The sequence below is a fragment of the Sulfuritalea sp. genome, assembly GCF_017302275.1.
Classification (GTDB): domain Bacteria; phylum Pseudomonadota; class Gammaproteobacteria; order Burkholderiales; family Rhodocyclaceae; genus Sulfuritalea.
This window is the reverse complement of the sequence record NZ_JAFLDR010000048.1, coordinates 1-16796: the sequence shown is the minus strand read 5'-3', so window position 1 is coordinate 16796 and position 16796 is coordinate 1. Positions and strand designations below refer to the sequence as shown.

At 65.9% G+C, this 16796-nt stretch carries 11 protein-coding genes; 8 read left to right on the top strand and 3 right to left on the bottom strand.

Annotation, left to right across the window (positions count from 1 at the left end; translation table 11 throughout):
• Positions 1 to 9: 9 nt before the first annotated feature.
• From J0M27_RS18685 to J0M27_RS18675, 3 genes are read left to right on the top strand one after another with little or no spacing between them, the layout of a single operon-like run.
• Positions 10 to 2049 (top strand): methyl-accepting chemotaxis protein, encoded by a 2040-nt coding sequence (locus tag J0M27_RS18685; RefSeq protein WP_294995345.1) that lies wholly within the window; start codon positions 10 to 12, stop codon positions 2047 to 2049.
• A 40-nt stretch (positions 2050 to 2089) separates the two neighbouring features.
• Complete coding sequence (locus J0M27_RS18680) at positions 2090 to 7639, top strand: Hpt domain-containing protein (RefSeq protein WP_294995341.1); 5550 nt, start codon at positions 2090 to 2092, stop codon at positions 7637 to 7639.
• 46 nt (positions 7640 to 7685) lie between these two features.
• Positions 7686 to 8171 carry a VOC family protein gene (locus tag J0M27_RS18675; RefSeq protein WP_294995337.1) on the top strand — a complete coding sequence of 162 codons (486 nt, stop codon included), beginning with the start codon at positions 7686 to 7688 and terminating at the stop codon, positions 8169 to 8171.
• A 22-nt stretch (positions 8172 to 8193) separates the two neighbouring features.
• Here the strand turns inward: J0M27_RS18675 and J0M27_RS18670 are convergent, their stop codons facing one another.
• Positions 8194 to 10026, bottom strand: coding sequence for a 7TM diverse intracellular signaling domain-containing protein (locus J0M27_RS18670; RefSeq protein ID WP_294995334.1), 1833 nt, complete (start codon positions 10024 to 10026; stop codon positions 8194 to 8196).
• Between the two features lie 226 nt (positions 10027 to 10252).
• On the opposite strand from J0M27_RS18670, the gene J0M27_RS18665 reads away from it, so the two are divergent.
• On the top strand, positions 10253 to 11509 hold the full coding sequence (locus tag J0M27_RS18665; protein ID WP_294995331.1) for a carbohydrate porin: 1257 nt from the start codon (positions 10253 to 10255) through the stop codon (positions 11507 to 11509).
• 64 nt (positions 11510 to 11573) lie between these two features.
• Here J0M27_RS18665 and J0M27_RS18660 read toward each other — a convergent pair whose 3' ends face one another.
• Both J0M27_RS18660 and J0M27_RS18655 read right to left on the bottom strand, forming a co-directional pair.
• A complete protein-coding gene (locus tag J0M27_RS18660; RefSeq protein ID WP_294995328.1) occupies positions 11574 to 12896 on the bottom strand; it encodes an ATP-binding protein in 1323 nt (440 codons plus the stop codon).
• A complete protein-coding gene (locus J0M27_RS18655) occupies positions 12896 to 13600 on the bottom strand; it encodes a response regulator (protein ID WP_294995326.1) in 705 nt (234 codons plus the stop codon). The genes J0M27_RS18660 and J0M27_RS18655 overlap by 1 nt, the downstream gene beginning before the upstream one ends.
• 119 nt (positions 13601 to 13719) lie before the next feature.
• On the opposite strand from J0M27_RS18655, the gene J0M27_RS18650 reads away from it, so the two are divergent.
• The 4 genes from J0M27_RS18650 to J0M27_RS18635 all read left to right on the top strand — a co-directional run.
• Positions 13720 to 14490, top strand: a complete 771-nt coding sequence (locus J0M27_RS18650) for a DUF3365 domain-containing protein (protein WP_294995323.1) — start codon at positions 13720 to 13722, stop codon at positions 14488 to 14490.
• Positions 14491 to 14568: 78 nt separating this feature from the next.
• Positions 14569 to 15189 (top strand): hypothetical protein, encoded by a 621-nt coding sequence (locus J0M27_RS18645; protein ID WP_294995322.1) that lies wholly within the window; start codon positions 14569 to 14571, stop codon positions 15187 to 15189.
• A gap of 113 nt (positions 15190 to 15302) precedes the next feature.
• Positions 15303 to 16460 carry an outer membrane protein transport protein gene (locus J0M27_RS18640; protein ID WP_294995319.1) on the top strand — a complete coding sequence of 386 codons (1158 nt, stop codon included), beginning with the start codon at positions 15303 to 15305 and terminating at the stop codon, positions 16458 to 16460.
• Positions 16461 to 16477: 17 nt separating this feature from the next.
• A partial coding sequence (locus J0M27_RS18635; protein ID WP_294995316.1) for a rhodanese-like domain-containing protein occupies positions 16478 to 16796 on the top strand: 319 nt, incomplete at its 3' end.

Sequence of the window (16796 nt, the reverse complement as noted above, 5' to 3'; positions counted from 1 at the left end):
GGACAGATCATGGCCTTCAAGCTCCTCTTCAAGTTGCCGCACTTCGACCGCCGCAACCGGGCGGCGCCGCCGGCCGCAGGAGGCGCCGCCGCCCCCTTCGTGGACCGGCGTGGCAAGGGCAGGCTCCCGCTGATCGGCAATCTGGACGTACAGACGCAGTTCCGCGTCCTCGGCAGCGTTTTCCTCATCAGCCTTCTGGTCACGATCGCGGCGATCTTCCTGCAGATGCAAGCCACGACGCGCGGCACCACCTTCCTCTCCGCGGCCGGCCACATAGCTCCCCTCACCGAGCAGATCCCCAAGGCAACACTCGCGGCGATGCAGGGCCAGAAAGACGGCTTCGCGGAACTGCGCGATGCCCGCGACACCTTCGGCAAGCTGCTCGAAAGCCTGCTCGAGGGCGGTGAAATCAAGGGCATCCGGGTCTCCGCCACCGTCGGCGACGCGCGTCCGGCACTCGACACCCTGCGCGAATCCTGGGTCAAGCAGAACGACATCGTCACCCAGTTGCTGGCGCAGGAAAACCGCCTGGTTGCGCTCAACCGCCTCGGCACGGAAGCCGTGCAGCGCGGCCCGGCGATGCTGGAGGCAGCCGACGCGGCCGGCGGAAAGTCGTCGCCACTGGTCACCCGCATCCTGCGCGCAGCGACGCAGCTGGCATTCGCGCCCGGTTTCGACGAAGCGCTCGGCGCGCAACTGGCCAAGGATCTCGCCGCCGCGCAGGAACTCGCTGCCGCCGACACGCCGCTGGCACAGGGCCTGAAGGCGATGCAACCCGGTATCGCCGCGCTCGCGGGTGATCTCAAGGCGCTCTCGCAGGCGCGCAAGGCCGGCACCGTCCTGGTCGCCGGTTTCCGCAACATGGCAGGAAGCGCCGCCGCGCTGCAGTCCGCCTATGAAAAGGACGTCGCCGAAACCGGCGTTTCGTCGATCGCGGCAACCCTCTTTGGCTCGCTGGCGCTGCTGATGCTGGTGCTGATGGTCAAGGCATTCAACGACGAAGGCGTTCGCCGCAGCGGTGAAGCCGAGCACCAGCGGCGCGTCGCCGAGGCGGAGAAGGATGCCACGCAAGGCGCCATCCTGCGCCTGATGAACGAGATGGGCGACCTCGCCGACGGCGACCTGACCGTGCGTGCCACGGTATCGGAGGACATCACCGGCGCCATCGCCGACTCGGTGAACTACACGATCGAGGAACTCGCGGTGCTGGTGCGGGGCATCAACGATGCCGCGGAACGCGTGACCAACGCTTCGAACGCGGCGCAAACCACGTCCAACGAACTGCTTGCCGCCACCAGGATCCAGTCCGAGGAAATCAAGGGCGCCAACGCCGCGGTTCTGGATATGGCCGAATCGATGAAGGCCGTGTCTGCCTCCGCGCTGGAATCGGCCCGCGTCGCGAATGCGTCGCTGGAAGCCGCGCAGAAAGGCGCCGCCGCCGTGTCGAACTCGATCTCCGGCATGAACGAGATCCGCACCCAGATCCAGGAGACGTCGAAGCGAATCAAGCGACTGGGCGAATCGTCGCAGGAGATCGGCGAAATCGTGGAACTGATTTCCGACATTACGGAACAGACCAACGTGCTGGCGCTCAACGCCGCCATCCAGGCCGCATCGGCCGGCGAGGCGGGACGCGGCTTCTCCGTGGTTGCCGAGGAAGTGCAACGACTTGCCGAACGTTCCGGCGAAGCCACCAAGCAGATCGCCGCGATCGTGAAGACGATTCAGACCGACACCCACGACGCCGTCGCCGCCATGGAATATTCGACGCAGGGCGTGGTCGAGGGAGCCAAACTGTCCGACGCCGCAGGTCAGGCGCTGAACGAAATCTCCTCGGTTTCGCAGGACCTCGCGCAACTGATTCAAACGATTTCGAGCGACACGCAGGCGCAGGCCGACATCGCGACCAAGGTCGCCGGCTCGATGCAGGACATCCTGCGCATCACGGCCCAAACCACGACCAGCACGCAGCAGACGGCGGTGTCGATTGGCGAACTGACCGAACTGGCCACCGAACTCAAGGGTTCGGTATCAGGCTTCAAGGTTTGAAAAGACCATCCATGACGCACGGCGCGCGACGGTTCCTTCAATGAGCATCGAACTCGACATCGGTCCGCTGTCCTGGGTCAAGGGCGAAATCGACCTTGCCCTCGAACGCGCGGGCGAAAGTCTCGCCGCCCATGCCGCCGACCCCGCCTGCGACGGCCTGGCCAAGGCACGCGCCAGCATGCACCAGGCGCATGGCGCGCTGGCCATCGTCGGCCTCGACGGCATCACCGAATTCGCCGATGCCATCAAGCAACTGCTGGCGGCGCTGGGCGATGCAACGGTACCGGATACCGGTGTCGCCGTCGCCGCCGCCCAGGCTGGATTCGCCGCGCTACGTGGCTACCTCGACGACCTGATGGCCGGGCATCCCGACCAGCCGCTGAAGCTTTTTTCCCCTTACCGCGCGATGGCCGAGGCGCGCGGCCAGATCGACCCCGGCGCGGCGGCACTGTTCTTTCCCGACCTGACCCAGCGTCCGCCCAAACGCGATAAGGACATACCGCCGCTTGCGGCCGACGCGCTGGCGGCTCGCCTCAAGGCGGCGCGCCTGGGTTTCGAGCGCGGCTTGCTGAAGTGGCTGAAGAACGATCCCAAGGGCATCGCCGAGATGAAGATATCGGTGGCCATGATCGAGGCGACGCGCGGCTCGATCGCCTCGCGCGCCTACTGGTGGGTCGCGATCGGCGTCCTCGACGCGCTGGCCGCCAACGGCCTGCCCGACGCAAACGGCGCCAAGCGCTTCGCCATGCGCCTCGGGGCGCATATCAAGAAACTCACCGAAGGCCAGCCCGATCCCGACTCGCGGGCCATGCGCGAAGCGCTGTATCAGGCCGCCTGCGCCACGGCCGGCGGCGAGCAACTCGCCATCGTGCGTGCTGCCTATCGTCTCGAAGGCATGGTACCGACGGCGACGCCATCGGAAACCGAGCGCCTGCTGCCCCATATCCGCCGCCTGCGCGAACTGCTGGCCGCCGCCAAGGATGACTGGAACCGCCTGTGCGCGGGAACCGCCGCCGCCCTGCCACCCTTCCACGAACATGCCGCGAAAATTGCCGAGGAGGGCGCCGCCACGGGACAGGCCGACTATCGCCGCCTGACCGCCGCGATCCTGGAAACCGCCGACCAGCTGCGCCGCGATCCGGCCCGCCACGACGAGGTCATGGCGCTGGAAATCGCCACGGCCATCCTGCTCGCCGAATCCGCGCTCGAAAACTTCCAATCGCTTGACGCCGAGTTCGCCCATTCGACCGATGCCGTCGTCAATCGACTGGCCGCCCTCGGACGCGGCGAAGAACTCGCCATGCTCGACCTGCCGCATCTCGACGCCATGGCGCGCCGGGCGCAGGAGCGGCTGCTGCTGGAATCCGTGGCGCGCGAGATCCGCAGCAACCTCGGCGCCATCGAAACCACGCTCGACGCCTACTTCCGCGATCCGACGCGCCAATCCACCCTGGCGGCGTTGCAGCAACCGATACGCCAGATCCAGGGCGCCTTGCTGGTGCTGGGCCAGGATCGCGCCAATGCCGTGCTGGCCGAATGCGCGGCGGCGGTGGAGCGCTTCGCGCAGCCCGGATTCGCGGCGCAACCGGGGGAGTTCGAGGAGGTCGCGAAAAAGCTCTCGGCACTTGGCTTCTTCGTCACCCAGTTGCAGGGCGGAGCGGCCGACATCGACGCCATACTCGCGCCAGCCGCGGTCGCCAAACCGGCCGAGGCCGAGCCGGAAGCGGCGCATTCCGCCATCGAAATGCTTGTCGCCATGGCGCCCGAGGCGGTGCCGACAACCCTGGCACAGGCCACCGCCGAAACGCTGCCCGAACTGTCGCTGGACACCTTGCCGGCGACCGAACCGGGACAATCCCCCGAGGCGGCGACAGACGCTACCGACGCGCTGCCCGAATTCGAAGTGGCACCGATCGAGGCGCCGCCGGAAATTCCGCCCCCCCCGGCGCAGCCTGTCATCGAGACGCCACCTCCTTCGGCGGAAGCGTCGCGACTCGTGGATGCCAGCGAGGAAGACCTCGACGCGGAACTGCTCGGCATCTTCCTGGAGGAAGCCAACGAAGTTCTGGCCACCATCGGCCAGCAACTCCCACTGCTGCACGCCAACCCGGGCAACCACGAGGCGCTGGTCACGATCCGGCGCAGCTACCATACGCTGAAGGGCAGCGGCCGCATGGTCGGACTGGCGGACCTGGGCGAAGCCGGCTGGGCCGTTGAAAAGACCCTCAACGCCTGGCTGCACGAGACCCGCCCGGCGACACCGCCCTTGCTGGAAATGCTTGACCTTGCCGCCGGCATATTCACGGACTGGGTCGAGCAGCTCGAATCCGGCGGCAGCCGGCGTTTCGACTACGCCGAACTGGAACACCGCTGCCAGCGCCTCGAAACCGTCGAAGAGGCTGCGGTCGCCGTAGCGCCGGCGCCGACTTTTGGGGCGCCCGCGGCGGAAGCTGCTGAGCCCGAAGTCGCGGAACCTGCGAGTGACGTGGCGGAAGTCGCGATGCCCGAGATCGGTGACGTCGAAGCCGTCGCGCCCGAACCCATCACGCCGGAATTCGCCGCAGCCAGGTTTGCGGAACCCGGCGGCAGCGAACCGCAAGCCGAAGAAGCCGCGCCCGACGCCGCTGAGCCCGAGCCGCTGGAACCCGAGGTGGCCGCATCCGAGTTTGTCGCAGCCATTGACGTTCCGTTGGAAGCCGTCACCGCCGAGCCGATCTCCGCCGAAGTGATGGCCTTTCCAACCCCGCCACCGATCCGTATCGGCGAGGTTGAAATTGCGCCGACTCTCTACAACCTGTATGTCGATGAATGCCGCGAGCACATTGCGACCTTGCAGGCCACGCTTGGTATCGAAACCATCCCCAGCAACGACACGATACGTGCCGCACATACCACGGCCAGCATTTCCGCCGCGACCGAAATCGTACCGGTATCCCTCCTGGCGCGTGCGCTGGAAGACGCCCTGGGCCGCCTGGCCCTGATCGGCGCCGTCCCGACCGAAGCCCAGCGCTTCGTTTTCGCGCGCTGCGTTGGCGCGCTCGAAGGCATGCTCGGCGCGATCGCCGAACGTCGCATGCCCGGCGAGGAAGCCGACCTCACGGCCGAACTCAATGCTATGACGCCGGCGATCGAACCCTCGGTCGAGGCAACCGCCGAGCCAGCGCTCGAAGTGCCTGGCGAATCCTTGGCCCAGGCAGCAGTCCCGGAAGTCACCGTGACGGCCGCGGATCGCCGCGCGACCCGGATCGAGGACGAGATCGACGAACAGATCCTGCCGTTGTTCCTCGAAGAGGCCGTCGACCTGATGCGCGACATCGGCGAAACCCTGCGTCATTGGCGCGCGGCGCCGACCAGTCCGGAGATCGCCCGTTCACTGCAGCGCGCGCTGCACACGCTGAAGGGAAGCGCGCGCATGGCCGGCGCCATGGGTTGCGGCGAACTGCTGCATTCCATGGAAGACCGCATCGACCAGGCCGTGCGCATGAACTCGGTGCAACCGGCAACCATCGACGGACTGGAAACCTCCTACGACCGCGCCGCGATGCTGATCGAGCATCTGCGCAATCCGGACGCGCCGGCACCGGATCGGGAAGAACCCGCGCCGGCCGTCGCCGACGTCGCGGTAACCGTCGAAACGTCTGGCGCGGAAACCCCGCAGGCCGAACCTCACGAAACCGCGGCGGCGGAAGCACCTGCCAGGCCCGCCGCTGGCCCGGCGCCGTACGTGCCCGCGCCGCAAGTGCATCTGCGCGTGCGGGCAGACCTGGTCGACCAGTTGGTGAACGAAGCCGGCGAGGTGGCCATCGCGCGCGGGCGCATCGAAGGCGAACTGCTGGCGCTGAAGACCTCGATGCTGGACCTCACGGAGAACATCATTCGCCTGCGCAAGCAATTGCGCGAGGTGGAAATCCAGGCCGAATCGCAAATGATGTCGCAGCAGGCGCTCGCCAGCGAACGCGCGCAGGACTTCGACCCGCTCGAATTCGACCGCTTCACCCGCTTCCAGGAAGTGACGCGGATGATGGCGGAGAGCGTCAACGACGTCGCCACCGTGCAGCAGAACCTGATGCGCAACCTGGATCAGGCCAATGCCGCCATCGCCGCCCAGGCCCGGCTCTCGCGCGAACTGTCGCAGCGCCTGATGGGCGTGCGCATGGTGCCTTTCGAAAGCCTCGCCGAACGCCTGCATCGCGTGGTGCGGCAGGCCGCCAAGGACACCGGCAAGCGCGCCAACCTCGACATCCGCCACGGCCAGACCGAGCTCGACCGCTCGGTGCTGGACAAGATGGCCGGTCCGCTGGAGCACATGCTGCGCAACAGCATCGCCCACGGCCTCGAAGATCCCTCCGCCCGCGCCGCCGCCGGCAAGGACACCATCGGCCAGATCACCCTTTCACTGGCGCAGGAAGGCAACGAAATCGTGATGTCGATCTCCGATGACGGCGCCGGCCTCAATTTCGAGCGGATCCGCCGCCGCGCCATCGAACGCGGCCTGCTCGCCGCAGACGACGAACCCGATGAAGCAACGCTGTCGCAGTTGATCCTGCATTCGGGATTCTCGACCGCCGAGGAAGTCACCGCGCTCGCCGGTCGCGGTGTCGGCATGGACGTGGTACGCAACGAAACCGCCAGCCTCGGCGGACGCATCGAAGTCAGTTCCACCACCGGCAAGGGCGCGACCTTCCGCGTCTACCTGCCGCTCACACTGGCGGTCACGCAGGCCGTACTGGTCACCTTCGGCAACCGGCACTACGCCATCCCGTCCTCGATGATCGAGCAGGCAACCGAGCAGCGCCCCGAGGCGGCGGCAAAGATCCGCGCCGCCGGTGGCACCGACTGGCTGGGCAATCGCTATCCCTACCATTACCTCGGCGAATTGCTCGGCTCCGCGCAAACGACGCCGCAACAGGAACGCCGGCACTGGATTCTGCTGGTCAGGGGCGGTACGGATCGCGTTGCGCTGGAAATCGACAGCCTTTCCGGTACGCGCGAAGTCGTGGTCAAGTCGGTCGGGCCGCAACTGGCGCGCGTCCCCGGCCTGGCCGGCGCCACGGTCTTGGGCAACGGCGAAGTCGCGCTGATCATCAACCCGATCGCGCTCGCGGCACGCAGCATGGAGCGCCGTGCCGTTTCGGGACCGGATCTCGCGCCCGGGGATGCTCCTCCCTTGGCCGCGCCGGCCACGGCGGCGGCGGCGCCCGCTGCGGCCAGCGCCGTCTCTGCCGCCGTGATGGTGGTCGACGATTCACTGACCGTACGCAAGATCAGTGGTCGCCTGCTGGCGCGCCACGGCTATAACGTGCTGACCGCCAAGGACGGCGTGGATGCGCTGGAACAACTGGCGACGGTGCTCCCCGACGTGATGCTGCTCGACATCGAGATGCCGCGCATGGACGGTTTCGACCTGGCGCGCAGCATCCGTGGCGACAGCCGCCTGAAACACATTCCGCTGATCATGATCACCTCGCGCACGGCGGACAAGCATCGCCAGATGGCGGCGGAGATCGGCGTCGACCATTACCTCGGCAAGCCCTACGACGAAGACGATCTCCTGGCATGCATCCGCGATTGCCTGGAAAAAGGGCGTTGAACGCCGTGCCACCCACGGGCCGACGCCAATCAACGGGGAACATTCCATGACCCAACAACCCGTCGCACGCCCGTTCAGGGTTCTCGGCATCCAGCAAATCGCCATCGGCGGCCCTTCCAAGGAACGCCTGAAGAAGCTCTGGATCGACATGTTCGGCCTCGCCGTGACCGGCAACTATGTCAGCGAACGCGAAAACGTCGATGAAGACATCACCGTCATGGGCAGCGGCCCCTTCAAGGTGGAAGTCGACCTGATGCAGCCGCTCGATCCGGCGAAAAAGCCGGCCGTGAACGAACCGCCCCTGAACCACGTCGGACTCTGGATCGACGACTTGCCCAAAGCCGTGGAATGGCTGACGGCACAAGGCGTGCGCTTCGCGCCGGGTGGCATCCGCAAGGGCGCCGCCGGCTTCGACATCACCTTCCTTCATCCGAAGGCCAACGAGCAGTTCCCGATCGCCGGCGAAGGCGTGCTGATCGAGCTGGTACAGGCGCCGCAGGACGTGATCGACGCCTACGCCCGCGTGGTTTGATTCGGCGGCCCGGGTCGCGAACTCAGGCCGAGAACACCCGGAAACAGTCGCGACCGGCGCTTTTCGCGGCATACATCGCCTGGTCGGCGCGGCGCATCAGTTCCGCCGGCGACAAATCGCCGCCGGAATAGGTCGCAACGCCGACGCTCACGCTGATCTCCAGCGGCATGCCGAGCACGCGCATCGGCTCGCGCACGCCGATGACGATCTTCTCCGCCATGCGTTCGGCATCAGCGGCGCCGCTCAGTCCGGACAGTACGACGGCGAACTCGTCACCGCCCAGCCTGGCCACGGTATCGACCGCGCGCACTGCGGCGCGCAGCCGCTGCGCGGCGACGCGCAGTACCTCGTCGCCGATGGCATGGCCGTAGGTGTCGTTGATCGCCTTGAAGCGATCCACATCCACCAGCAGCAGGGCGATCTGGCCTTGGCTGCGGCGCGCCAGCTGGATCGACTGCTCCAGCCGTGCGCCCAAAAGCAGCCGATTGGCCAGCCCGGTCAGGGTGTCGGTATGCGCCAGCGCCTGCAACTGGCGCTCGTTCTCGCGCAGGCGCGCGTTCAGCGCCTCCAGCTCGGCTGTGCGTTCGCCGACCCGCCGTTCGAGGCCCGCCTCGGAGCGCTTCAGTGCCGCGACCAGTTCCTGCTTGGCGGCCAGCGCCTCGCCCTGCGCAGCGTCCTTTTCACGCCGCAGGCCATTGATGCGATCGGCCAGGGCGAACGACAGCAACAGCATTTCCAGTGCCGATCCCATCTGCAAAGCGTAGAAGCTGAGGAAGGTCGTCGGCACCACATCCATGTTGCGCAGGCCGAACACGGCGGCCCCCAGCAGCAATACCGTCCACGCCAGCAGAAAGGTCCTCGCTCCGGGCTGCTCGGCGCGCCAGCCGCGCAAGCCGGCCAGCACCGCGACCACGGAAAAGCTCACTCCCGTCAGCGAGGTCAGGATCGCCGCCAGCCGATACGGAGCAACCAGGGGCACCAGCATGCAGACCGCGAACAAGCCGGCAAGGCCGACGATGGCGCCGTCCAGGCGCGGCTGGTTGCGTCGCGTGGCGAGAAAGCCGCGCACGAACAGGGCGCCGAACAGGCCCGCCGCGGCAAAGCCGACCGCGAACGCATGGTTTCCCCAAAGCGGCCACGCCGGCCAGAGAAACTGGTTGCCCAAGCCGTTCATGGATAACTGGCCTACCGCCATGCCGGTGGCGAACAGCACGTAGCTGAAATAGACCGACTCGCGCAGCGAAAACCACAGCAACAGGTTGTACAGCGCCAGCGCCAGCAGCATGCCGAAATAAACGGAAAGCACCGTGTACCCGATCATCGACTGCTGCCAGAATGCATCGGACCGCCATATCCGCAGCGGGATCGTCAGCGTGCCTTCGGAGACTATACGCAGCCACACCGTGCCGGTCCCGGACTCGGGCAAGCGCACGGGGAACACGAAGTTGCGATGCGGGATCGGCCGCGTCGCGAAAGGACGGCGGTCGCCGGCGCTCAGGCGTTCGCCGTCGGGGCCGTAAAACTCGACGCTGTCCAGCGTGGGAAACCCCACTTCGAGCAACCAGTCGCGGCGCGCCCCGCGATCCGCGGCAAGATCGACGCGCAGCCACCACGCCGACGAGGAGTAGCCGAAATTGACCGATTCGCCGTCATGTCGCGGCGATCGACGGAACTCGGCGCCGCGCCCTTGCGCATCGGCCAGCGACATGCTGCCGGCCGCGTCCTCATACACGCCAACTTCCGCCGCCAGGGCATGGGACACCGTATCCGACGTCAGCCGCAAGGCAGCGATCGCCGTGTCAACCTGGCAGACCAAGAAGAACAACACCGACAACAGGACGGGCAGGCGCGACACGGCAGGATCCGGCAGCAAAGATCGGCAAATTCTATCCGAGATGGATAGCCGCGACGGAGATGTCAGGGCCATGCACTGCCGCTGGCGGTAGAATTCGGCGCCATGGCAACCGAATGCGCGACGCTTCGCGGCTCGATTTGCGCGAACGACGACGCCGGCCTCAAGCAGAACACCTTTCTGGCCGTCATCCAGCTTTGCCGCCCCTGACCATGAAGGAGGAAATCCGATGCGCCGCACCCTGATCACCATGTTTTCCTGCCTGGCTGTCGCCACGCCCGTGCTGGCCGCCGAAGAAGCGGTACCCAACTTCGCCGAAGACACGCTCACCGGCGACTGGGGCGGAAATCGCAGCGCGGCGGCGAAGCGGGGCTTCGAGTTCGAGGGCCTGGCGCGAATCGATGCGCTGCGCAACCGGGGCGCCATCAGCAATGGCAGCCGGCACATCAGCCACCTCGACTTCAAGCTGAAGATGGATCTGGAGAAGGCCGCCGGCTGGAACGGCGGCAGCGCCCTGATCAACGTCCTCAGCGACGGCGGCTGGGGACCCAACGCACGCCACGTCGGCGCGCAGATGGGCGTGACCAACGTCGAAGTCGGCGCCCCGACCACCACGCGCCTGTTCCAGGCCTGGCTGCAGCAAAGCTTCCTCGATGACCGCCTGGCGGTGCTGGCCGGCCTCTACCCGATCGATTCCGAATTCTTCACCATGGATTCGGCAGGCGTCTTCATCGGCCCGCAATATGGCACGCCCGCCGACCTGGCGCAGACGCGCGGACCGTCGATCTTCAACAACTCGGCCTTCGGCCTGCGCGCGAAGTGGAACATCACCAAGTCCGTCTACGCCATGGGCGCGCTGCTCGACGGCATCCCCAACGATCCGGCACGACCCAAGCGCACGGCGATCCGCTTCGCCAAGAACGATGGAGGATTCGCCATCGGCGAGTTGGGCTGGCTGCCGGAAGCCGACAACGACAAGTTCAAGGGGCATGCCAAAGCCGCGCTCGGCCTGTGGGGCTACGGCACGAAGGTGAACGACCAGCGCGACCTCGATGCCGGTGGCAACCCGCTACAGCGCAGCCAGCAAGGCGGCTACATCCTCGGCGAGCGCAGCCTGGTGAACCTGGGTGGCGAACAGGAGCGTTTCATCACCGCATTTGCGCGCTACACCTGGACCGACGGCGATTCGACCCCGGTCACGAACAGCATTAACCTGGGCCTGCACGCCAAGGGTCCGGTCGCCTCGCGCCCGGACGACGTCCTCGGCTTCGCCTGGTCGCGCGCCGGCATGTCGCGGAAATGGCGCGACGCGCAGGCGGTGCCGGCGGACACCAAGTCGACCGAAGACGTGCTGGAAATCACCTGGCGCTTTGCCGTGACCCCCTGGCTCGCCATCCAACCCAACTACCAGCAGGTGCGCAACCCCGGCGGCGGCAGCACGCCGAAGGCCAGGTTGCTCGGCGCGCGCATCGACGTCACGCTGTAAGGCAGCCAAAAGTCGGCGCTGGCGGAACGGCACGGCGAGCGGCAACACTGCCCGATCGCTGCGCCTATTCGACAGTCGCCGCTCCGAGCGGAATCTGAACGCAGGCGGCAGTGCCGCCGCCCTCGCGCGGCCGGAGATCGACCGCCCAGCCGTTGGCCGTGGCGATCTGGCGCACGATGGCAAGGCCCAGCCCGCTGCCCCCGGTGCTGCTGCTACGCGAGGGTTCAAGGCGGTAGAAGGGCCGGAACACGGCTTCCCGTTCCTGTTCGGGAATACCGGGACCACGATCCAGAATGCAGATCTCGACCACACCGTCAGCGACTCGGTACTCGATGTCGATCGGCTGGCCGGCGCCATAGCGCACGGCGTTATCGACCAGGTTCGACACGATGCGCTTGAGCGCCAGTGGCCTCACGCACAAGCGGCAGTCGGCGCCCTTGCGGCCACGCAATTCAACTCCGGTGTGTGCATGCTCGGCGGCGACGCCGGCGAGAAGATCGCACAGGTCCAGCTCCACCGAGTCCTGTTCGGCGAAATCGCGGCTCACCTCGAGGCAGCGGGCGATCAGCTCGTTCATGTCATCCACATCGCTAAGAACACGCTCGAACAGTTCCGGGGCGGGATTCTCCGAGAGCATGCCCAGCGCGAGGCGGATGCGCGCCAGTGGCGTGCGCAGGTCGTGCGAGATACCCGCCAGCAGCGTGGTGCGGTTGGCCAGCAACTCCTCCACCTGTACGCCCATGCGATTGAATTCGCGGGCCAGGGCAGCGAGTTCGGTCGGGCCGGTTTCCGCCAGCGGCTCCGGCCGCCGGCCCTGGCCGATGCGCTGGGTCGCCACGGCCAGGCCTGCCAGCGGCGCGATCAGCCAGCGTGCCAGCCAGGCCGAGGTGACCAGCGTCACCAGCGCTCCGACCGAGAAGATCAGCAGCATGGCGAGCCATGGCTGAACATCGACACGACTGGCCGGGAAGCCGACGCGTACCTTTGAACCTGCAACCGGCAGGTCGGCCCAGTACCACTGCGTGCCATCCTCGCTGCGGCTGGTACGCAGTTCGACGGCTTCGCCGGTACGCGCACTCAGGAAGGTTTCCAGCAAGCGGAAATACGGCAGCATGCGGGCGAAGCTTTCCGCCTCGCCGGACGGATCCTGCACCCGGAGGCGATGCAGGCGACCGATGCGATCCTGCAACCCGGGACGCTCGGCGACCGGCGCGGTCTGCCAGGCTTGGGCCGTATCTATCATCAGCGCGGCCAAATCGCGGGTGGCGTGACGACCCAGCGGCATCAGGGCGAAATAGGTGGCAACGGCGATGGTGAATAGCTGGAAAACAAAAGAAACCAGCACGATGACAAGTGCGGTGCGGCCGAACAGGGTACGCGGCATCATCACTTTCGGCCCGCCCCGCCCGGCGAGAAAAGATAGCCTTCGCCCCACACAGTGCGCAGATACACCGGATGGGAGGGATCCGGCTCGATCTTGCGACGCAGGCGGGTGACGCGCACATCGACCATGCGGTCGAAGGGTGCGCGCTCGTAGCCTTTGAGCAACTCGACCAGCGCGTCGCGGCCGAGCACGCGGTCGGGGTGGTCGAGCAGCACCTTGAGCAGGGCGAACTCGGCGCCCGACAGATCGACTTCCTCGCCATTGCGCGTCAGGCTGTGCGCGTCGAGATCGACCTCGAACGGGCCAAAGCGACGGATGCGTCCGCATTCGGCGGCAGGTTGGCGACGGCGCAACACCGCCGTGACGCGCGCCAGCAGTTCACGATGGCTGAAAGGTTTCGGCAGGTAATCGTCGGCGCCGACTTCAAGGCCGACGATGCGGTCGACTTCCTCGCCACGCGCGGAGAGCATGATGATCGGCGGACCGTTGCCGCCCAGCCCGCGTGCGAGGCTCAGACCATCCTCGCCGGGAAGCATGACGTCAAGCAGGATGAGATCGACCTGATGGGCGACGAGATGCCGTTTCATGGATAGCCCGTCGCCTACCCCGCTCACGTCGTAGCCGTTGTCGGACAGATAACGCACCAGCAACTCGCGCATGCCTTCGTCGTCGTCCACCACCAGTATCTGTCGGCGACGTTCCGCCATGGCCTCGACTTCCCTTCCTGTAACAACTTGTAATATTTGCGGCTCCCCTGCAACAGCCGGGAAACCGCTGCTCCCTAACCTTCCTGTGCAGAAAAACATAACACAACAAGGGGAAGATCATGATCGAACGTACGGCGGCAGTTGCCGCATTGTTGGTGCTGACGGGACTGCCGGCAGCGGCCGAGCAGGTTGGTGCGCGCGCCAAGGGCGGCTTTGCCGAATCGTTCTTCATGGAGACGGTACCGCGGGCTGAGGCCAAGGCGACGGCCGAAAAGCTTGCCAGGGCAGTCATTGCCGCGCGCATGATCATTTTCGCCTATGCCGGAAAGTTCGTCGATCCGGCCCTGGGCGACAAGGGTTTCTCCGGCGAGGTCTTCGAAAGCCAATGGCGTTCGGCCGTCGAGCCCGACCTGATCGAAGCAACGCCCGGCCAGAAGAAGATCTTCGAAAAGCTGTTCTGGGCCGGGCGCCAGGTAATCGACAACAACCAGGAGCGCCTCAACACCAAGGGGGTGGGCTGGAAGAACTTCCTGCCGGCCAAGTGGGAGCGCGAGATGGGCCAGGTGTTCACCGCCCGCACCGGCATCGTCATCAAGCAGCCGGGGCGCGCCTACCGCAGCCCGATGAATGCCCCTGACGACACCGAGCGCAGTGCGCTGGGGCATTACATCAGCGCCGGCCATGGCGAAAACCGGCCGCTGACCAGCTACGCCAAATGGGGCAAGCAGGACGTATATCGCCACATGGAGCCCATCCGCCTGATCCCGCCCTGCCTCGGTTGCCACGGCAAGCCCAGGGGTGAGCCCGACATGCTCGGTTTCGAGAAGGACGGGCTGGAGAGCGGTGACATCATCGGCGTGATGAGCGTGACGATCGGCCTAAGCGACTGATCGATCCATTCAGGGGGACGCGGCCCGAAACAAGTCGCGGCAGCCCGGCTGCGCAGCATTTTCAATAAGGAGACCACCATGTCCATGAAATCGAAGTTTGTCGCCACTCTTTCTGCTGTCGCCTTGCTCGGTGCCGCAGCCGCCTTTCCGGCGGCCGCGGACGAAGCCAAGGCGCCAGCCAACGGCCACAAGTACCCCAGCATCGAGAAGACCTCGGCAGACGCACCGCGCCAGTACAAGATGACCCCGGAGTTCCAGGCCCAGGTGAAGAAGTTGCCGCCGGAGTTCATACAGCAGTTCAGGAAGATGACGGCCAAGCATACCCGCTATAGCGAAGACGCCACCGCGCGCCAGGTGATGATGGAACTGCTCTCCGATGTCCAGTGCGTGACCGCCGGATTGATGGTCGAGAACGGCGAGATGGCTGCCGACTGCGCGGTTCGCGCCTCCCGCCATCGCTGGCCGAAAGGACACCTGCTGGCCTATGTGAAGCTTGAGCAGATCAACGCCGACTCGCTCGCCGCGCTGCCGAAGATCAACGGGGCGGTCGAGGGCGGTCTGGAGCGTGTGGCCGAAATGGCCCTAAACAAGAATTTCCCGGGCGCCGGCGCCGAAATGGGCAAGGTGCTGGAGGGTTGCTCGAACTGCCACAACCTGTTCCGCTTTGGCAAAGGCGACTCGCCCCACATCATCGATTGACGTCTGCGACGGGAATCCGGCCGCGACGATGATCGCCGGCCTCCCTTCTTTTCGCGAAAACCCGTGACGCAGACAAGTGTCTGCACCGAGACATACAGATCAAGGAGGATCAAATGCTTGCCACCAGGAAGATTCGAACTGTCGCCGCGCTTGTGCTCGGCATCACCGCTCCCTATGCCGCCGCCACCAACGGCGACCAGATGCTTGGTCTGACCGCCATCCAGAACGGCATGGCAGGCGCCGTGGTCGCCGCGCCCCAGGATGCAGCAACCGTGCTCGTCAATCCGGCGGGCATGGCGGAACTCAATATCAAGGACGTGCGTTTCGACCTCGGCGTGGGATTCCTGAATCCGCCACGGCGCGTCAACGGCTTCGACAGCAATTCGAATATCTACATGATGCCGGCAGGCGCAGTGAATTTTCGCGTCAACGACCGCCTGACGCTCGGCATGGGGCTGGGCGGCATGGCCGGCATGGGAGTCGACTTCGCCGACACGGCCGCCGCCGCCGGCAATCAGTTCGTCGTCACCACCAAGCAGCTGTTCAAGGTCGCGCCGGGTTTCGCCTTCCGCGTGAGTGACCAGCTGGCATTGGGAGCGACGATAAACCTGAATTATCAGAGCCTGGCCCTGTCGAACCCGGCCTATACGCTGCCGCAGAACCAGGTCTTTGGCTGGGGCATGACGGCAGGCATGGTTTGGAAGCTGACCGACAAGCTGCAACTCGGCGCCGCCTGGACCAGCAAGCAGCACATGGATGAGTTCAAATGGAATACCGCCGCCGGGCAGGTATCGATGCGCATGGATGGTCCGCAGACGGCGGCTCTGGGTCTGGCCTGGCGCCCCGCGAAGGACTGGCTGATCGAGGGCGATATCAAGAAGATCTCGTTCGGTGACGTGCTGAATTCGGTGACGGTCACCCGGCCAGCGGCCAGTCCGGTTCCGGCGACGCTCAACTTCGGCTGGAGCGACCAGACTGTCTATGCGATCGGCATTCAGAAGGACATCGGCGAGCGGATGCAGGTACGCGCCGGCTTCAACTATGGCAAGTCACCTATCGGCGCGGAGGACGTCAACAACAACCTCGGTTCCCTCGCTGTGGTGGAAAAACATCTCACCCTCGGCCTGACGCGGAAATTCAGCGACAAGGTCAGCGGCTCGGTCTCCTACGTTCATGCTTTCAAGAACAGCCTTACCTCCAATACGGGCGCGGCGAATACCATAGAGCTCAAGCAGAACATCCTCAATTTCCAGGTCAGCTACCAGTTCTGAGAATGCAGAAGATGATCATGCGAACCCAAGGTCTGACCCTGTTCGTCGCCGCCCTCGCCAGCCTTGCCGCTGTGCCGCTGGTCTATCCGGTGACAACTTACGCCGCCGACGCGGCGGCGATCCAGCCCAGGGACGGCTGGTACGCCAAGGCGCTGGTCGACTACGACTTCGTCAGGCAGCAAGTCAGCATCCCGCCGAAGAAGGGCGTGGTGATCATCGACTCGCGCCCCGCCGCGCGCCAGTACGATCCCGGCCACATTCCCGGCGCGATCAACATCCCCGACAGCCAGTTCGACAAGCTGGCCGACAAGCTGCCCGCCGACAAGGCGACGCTGC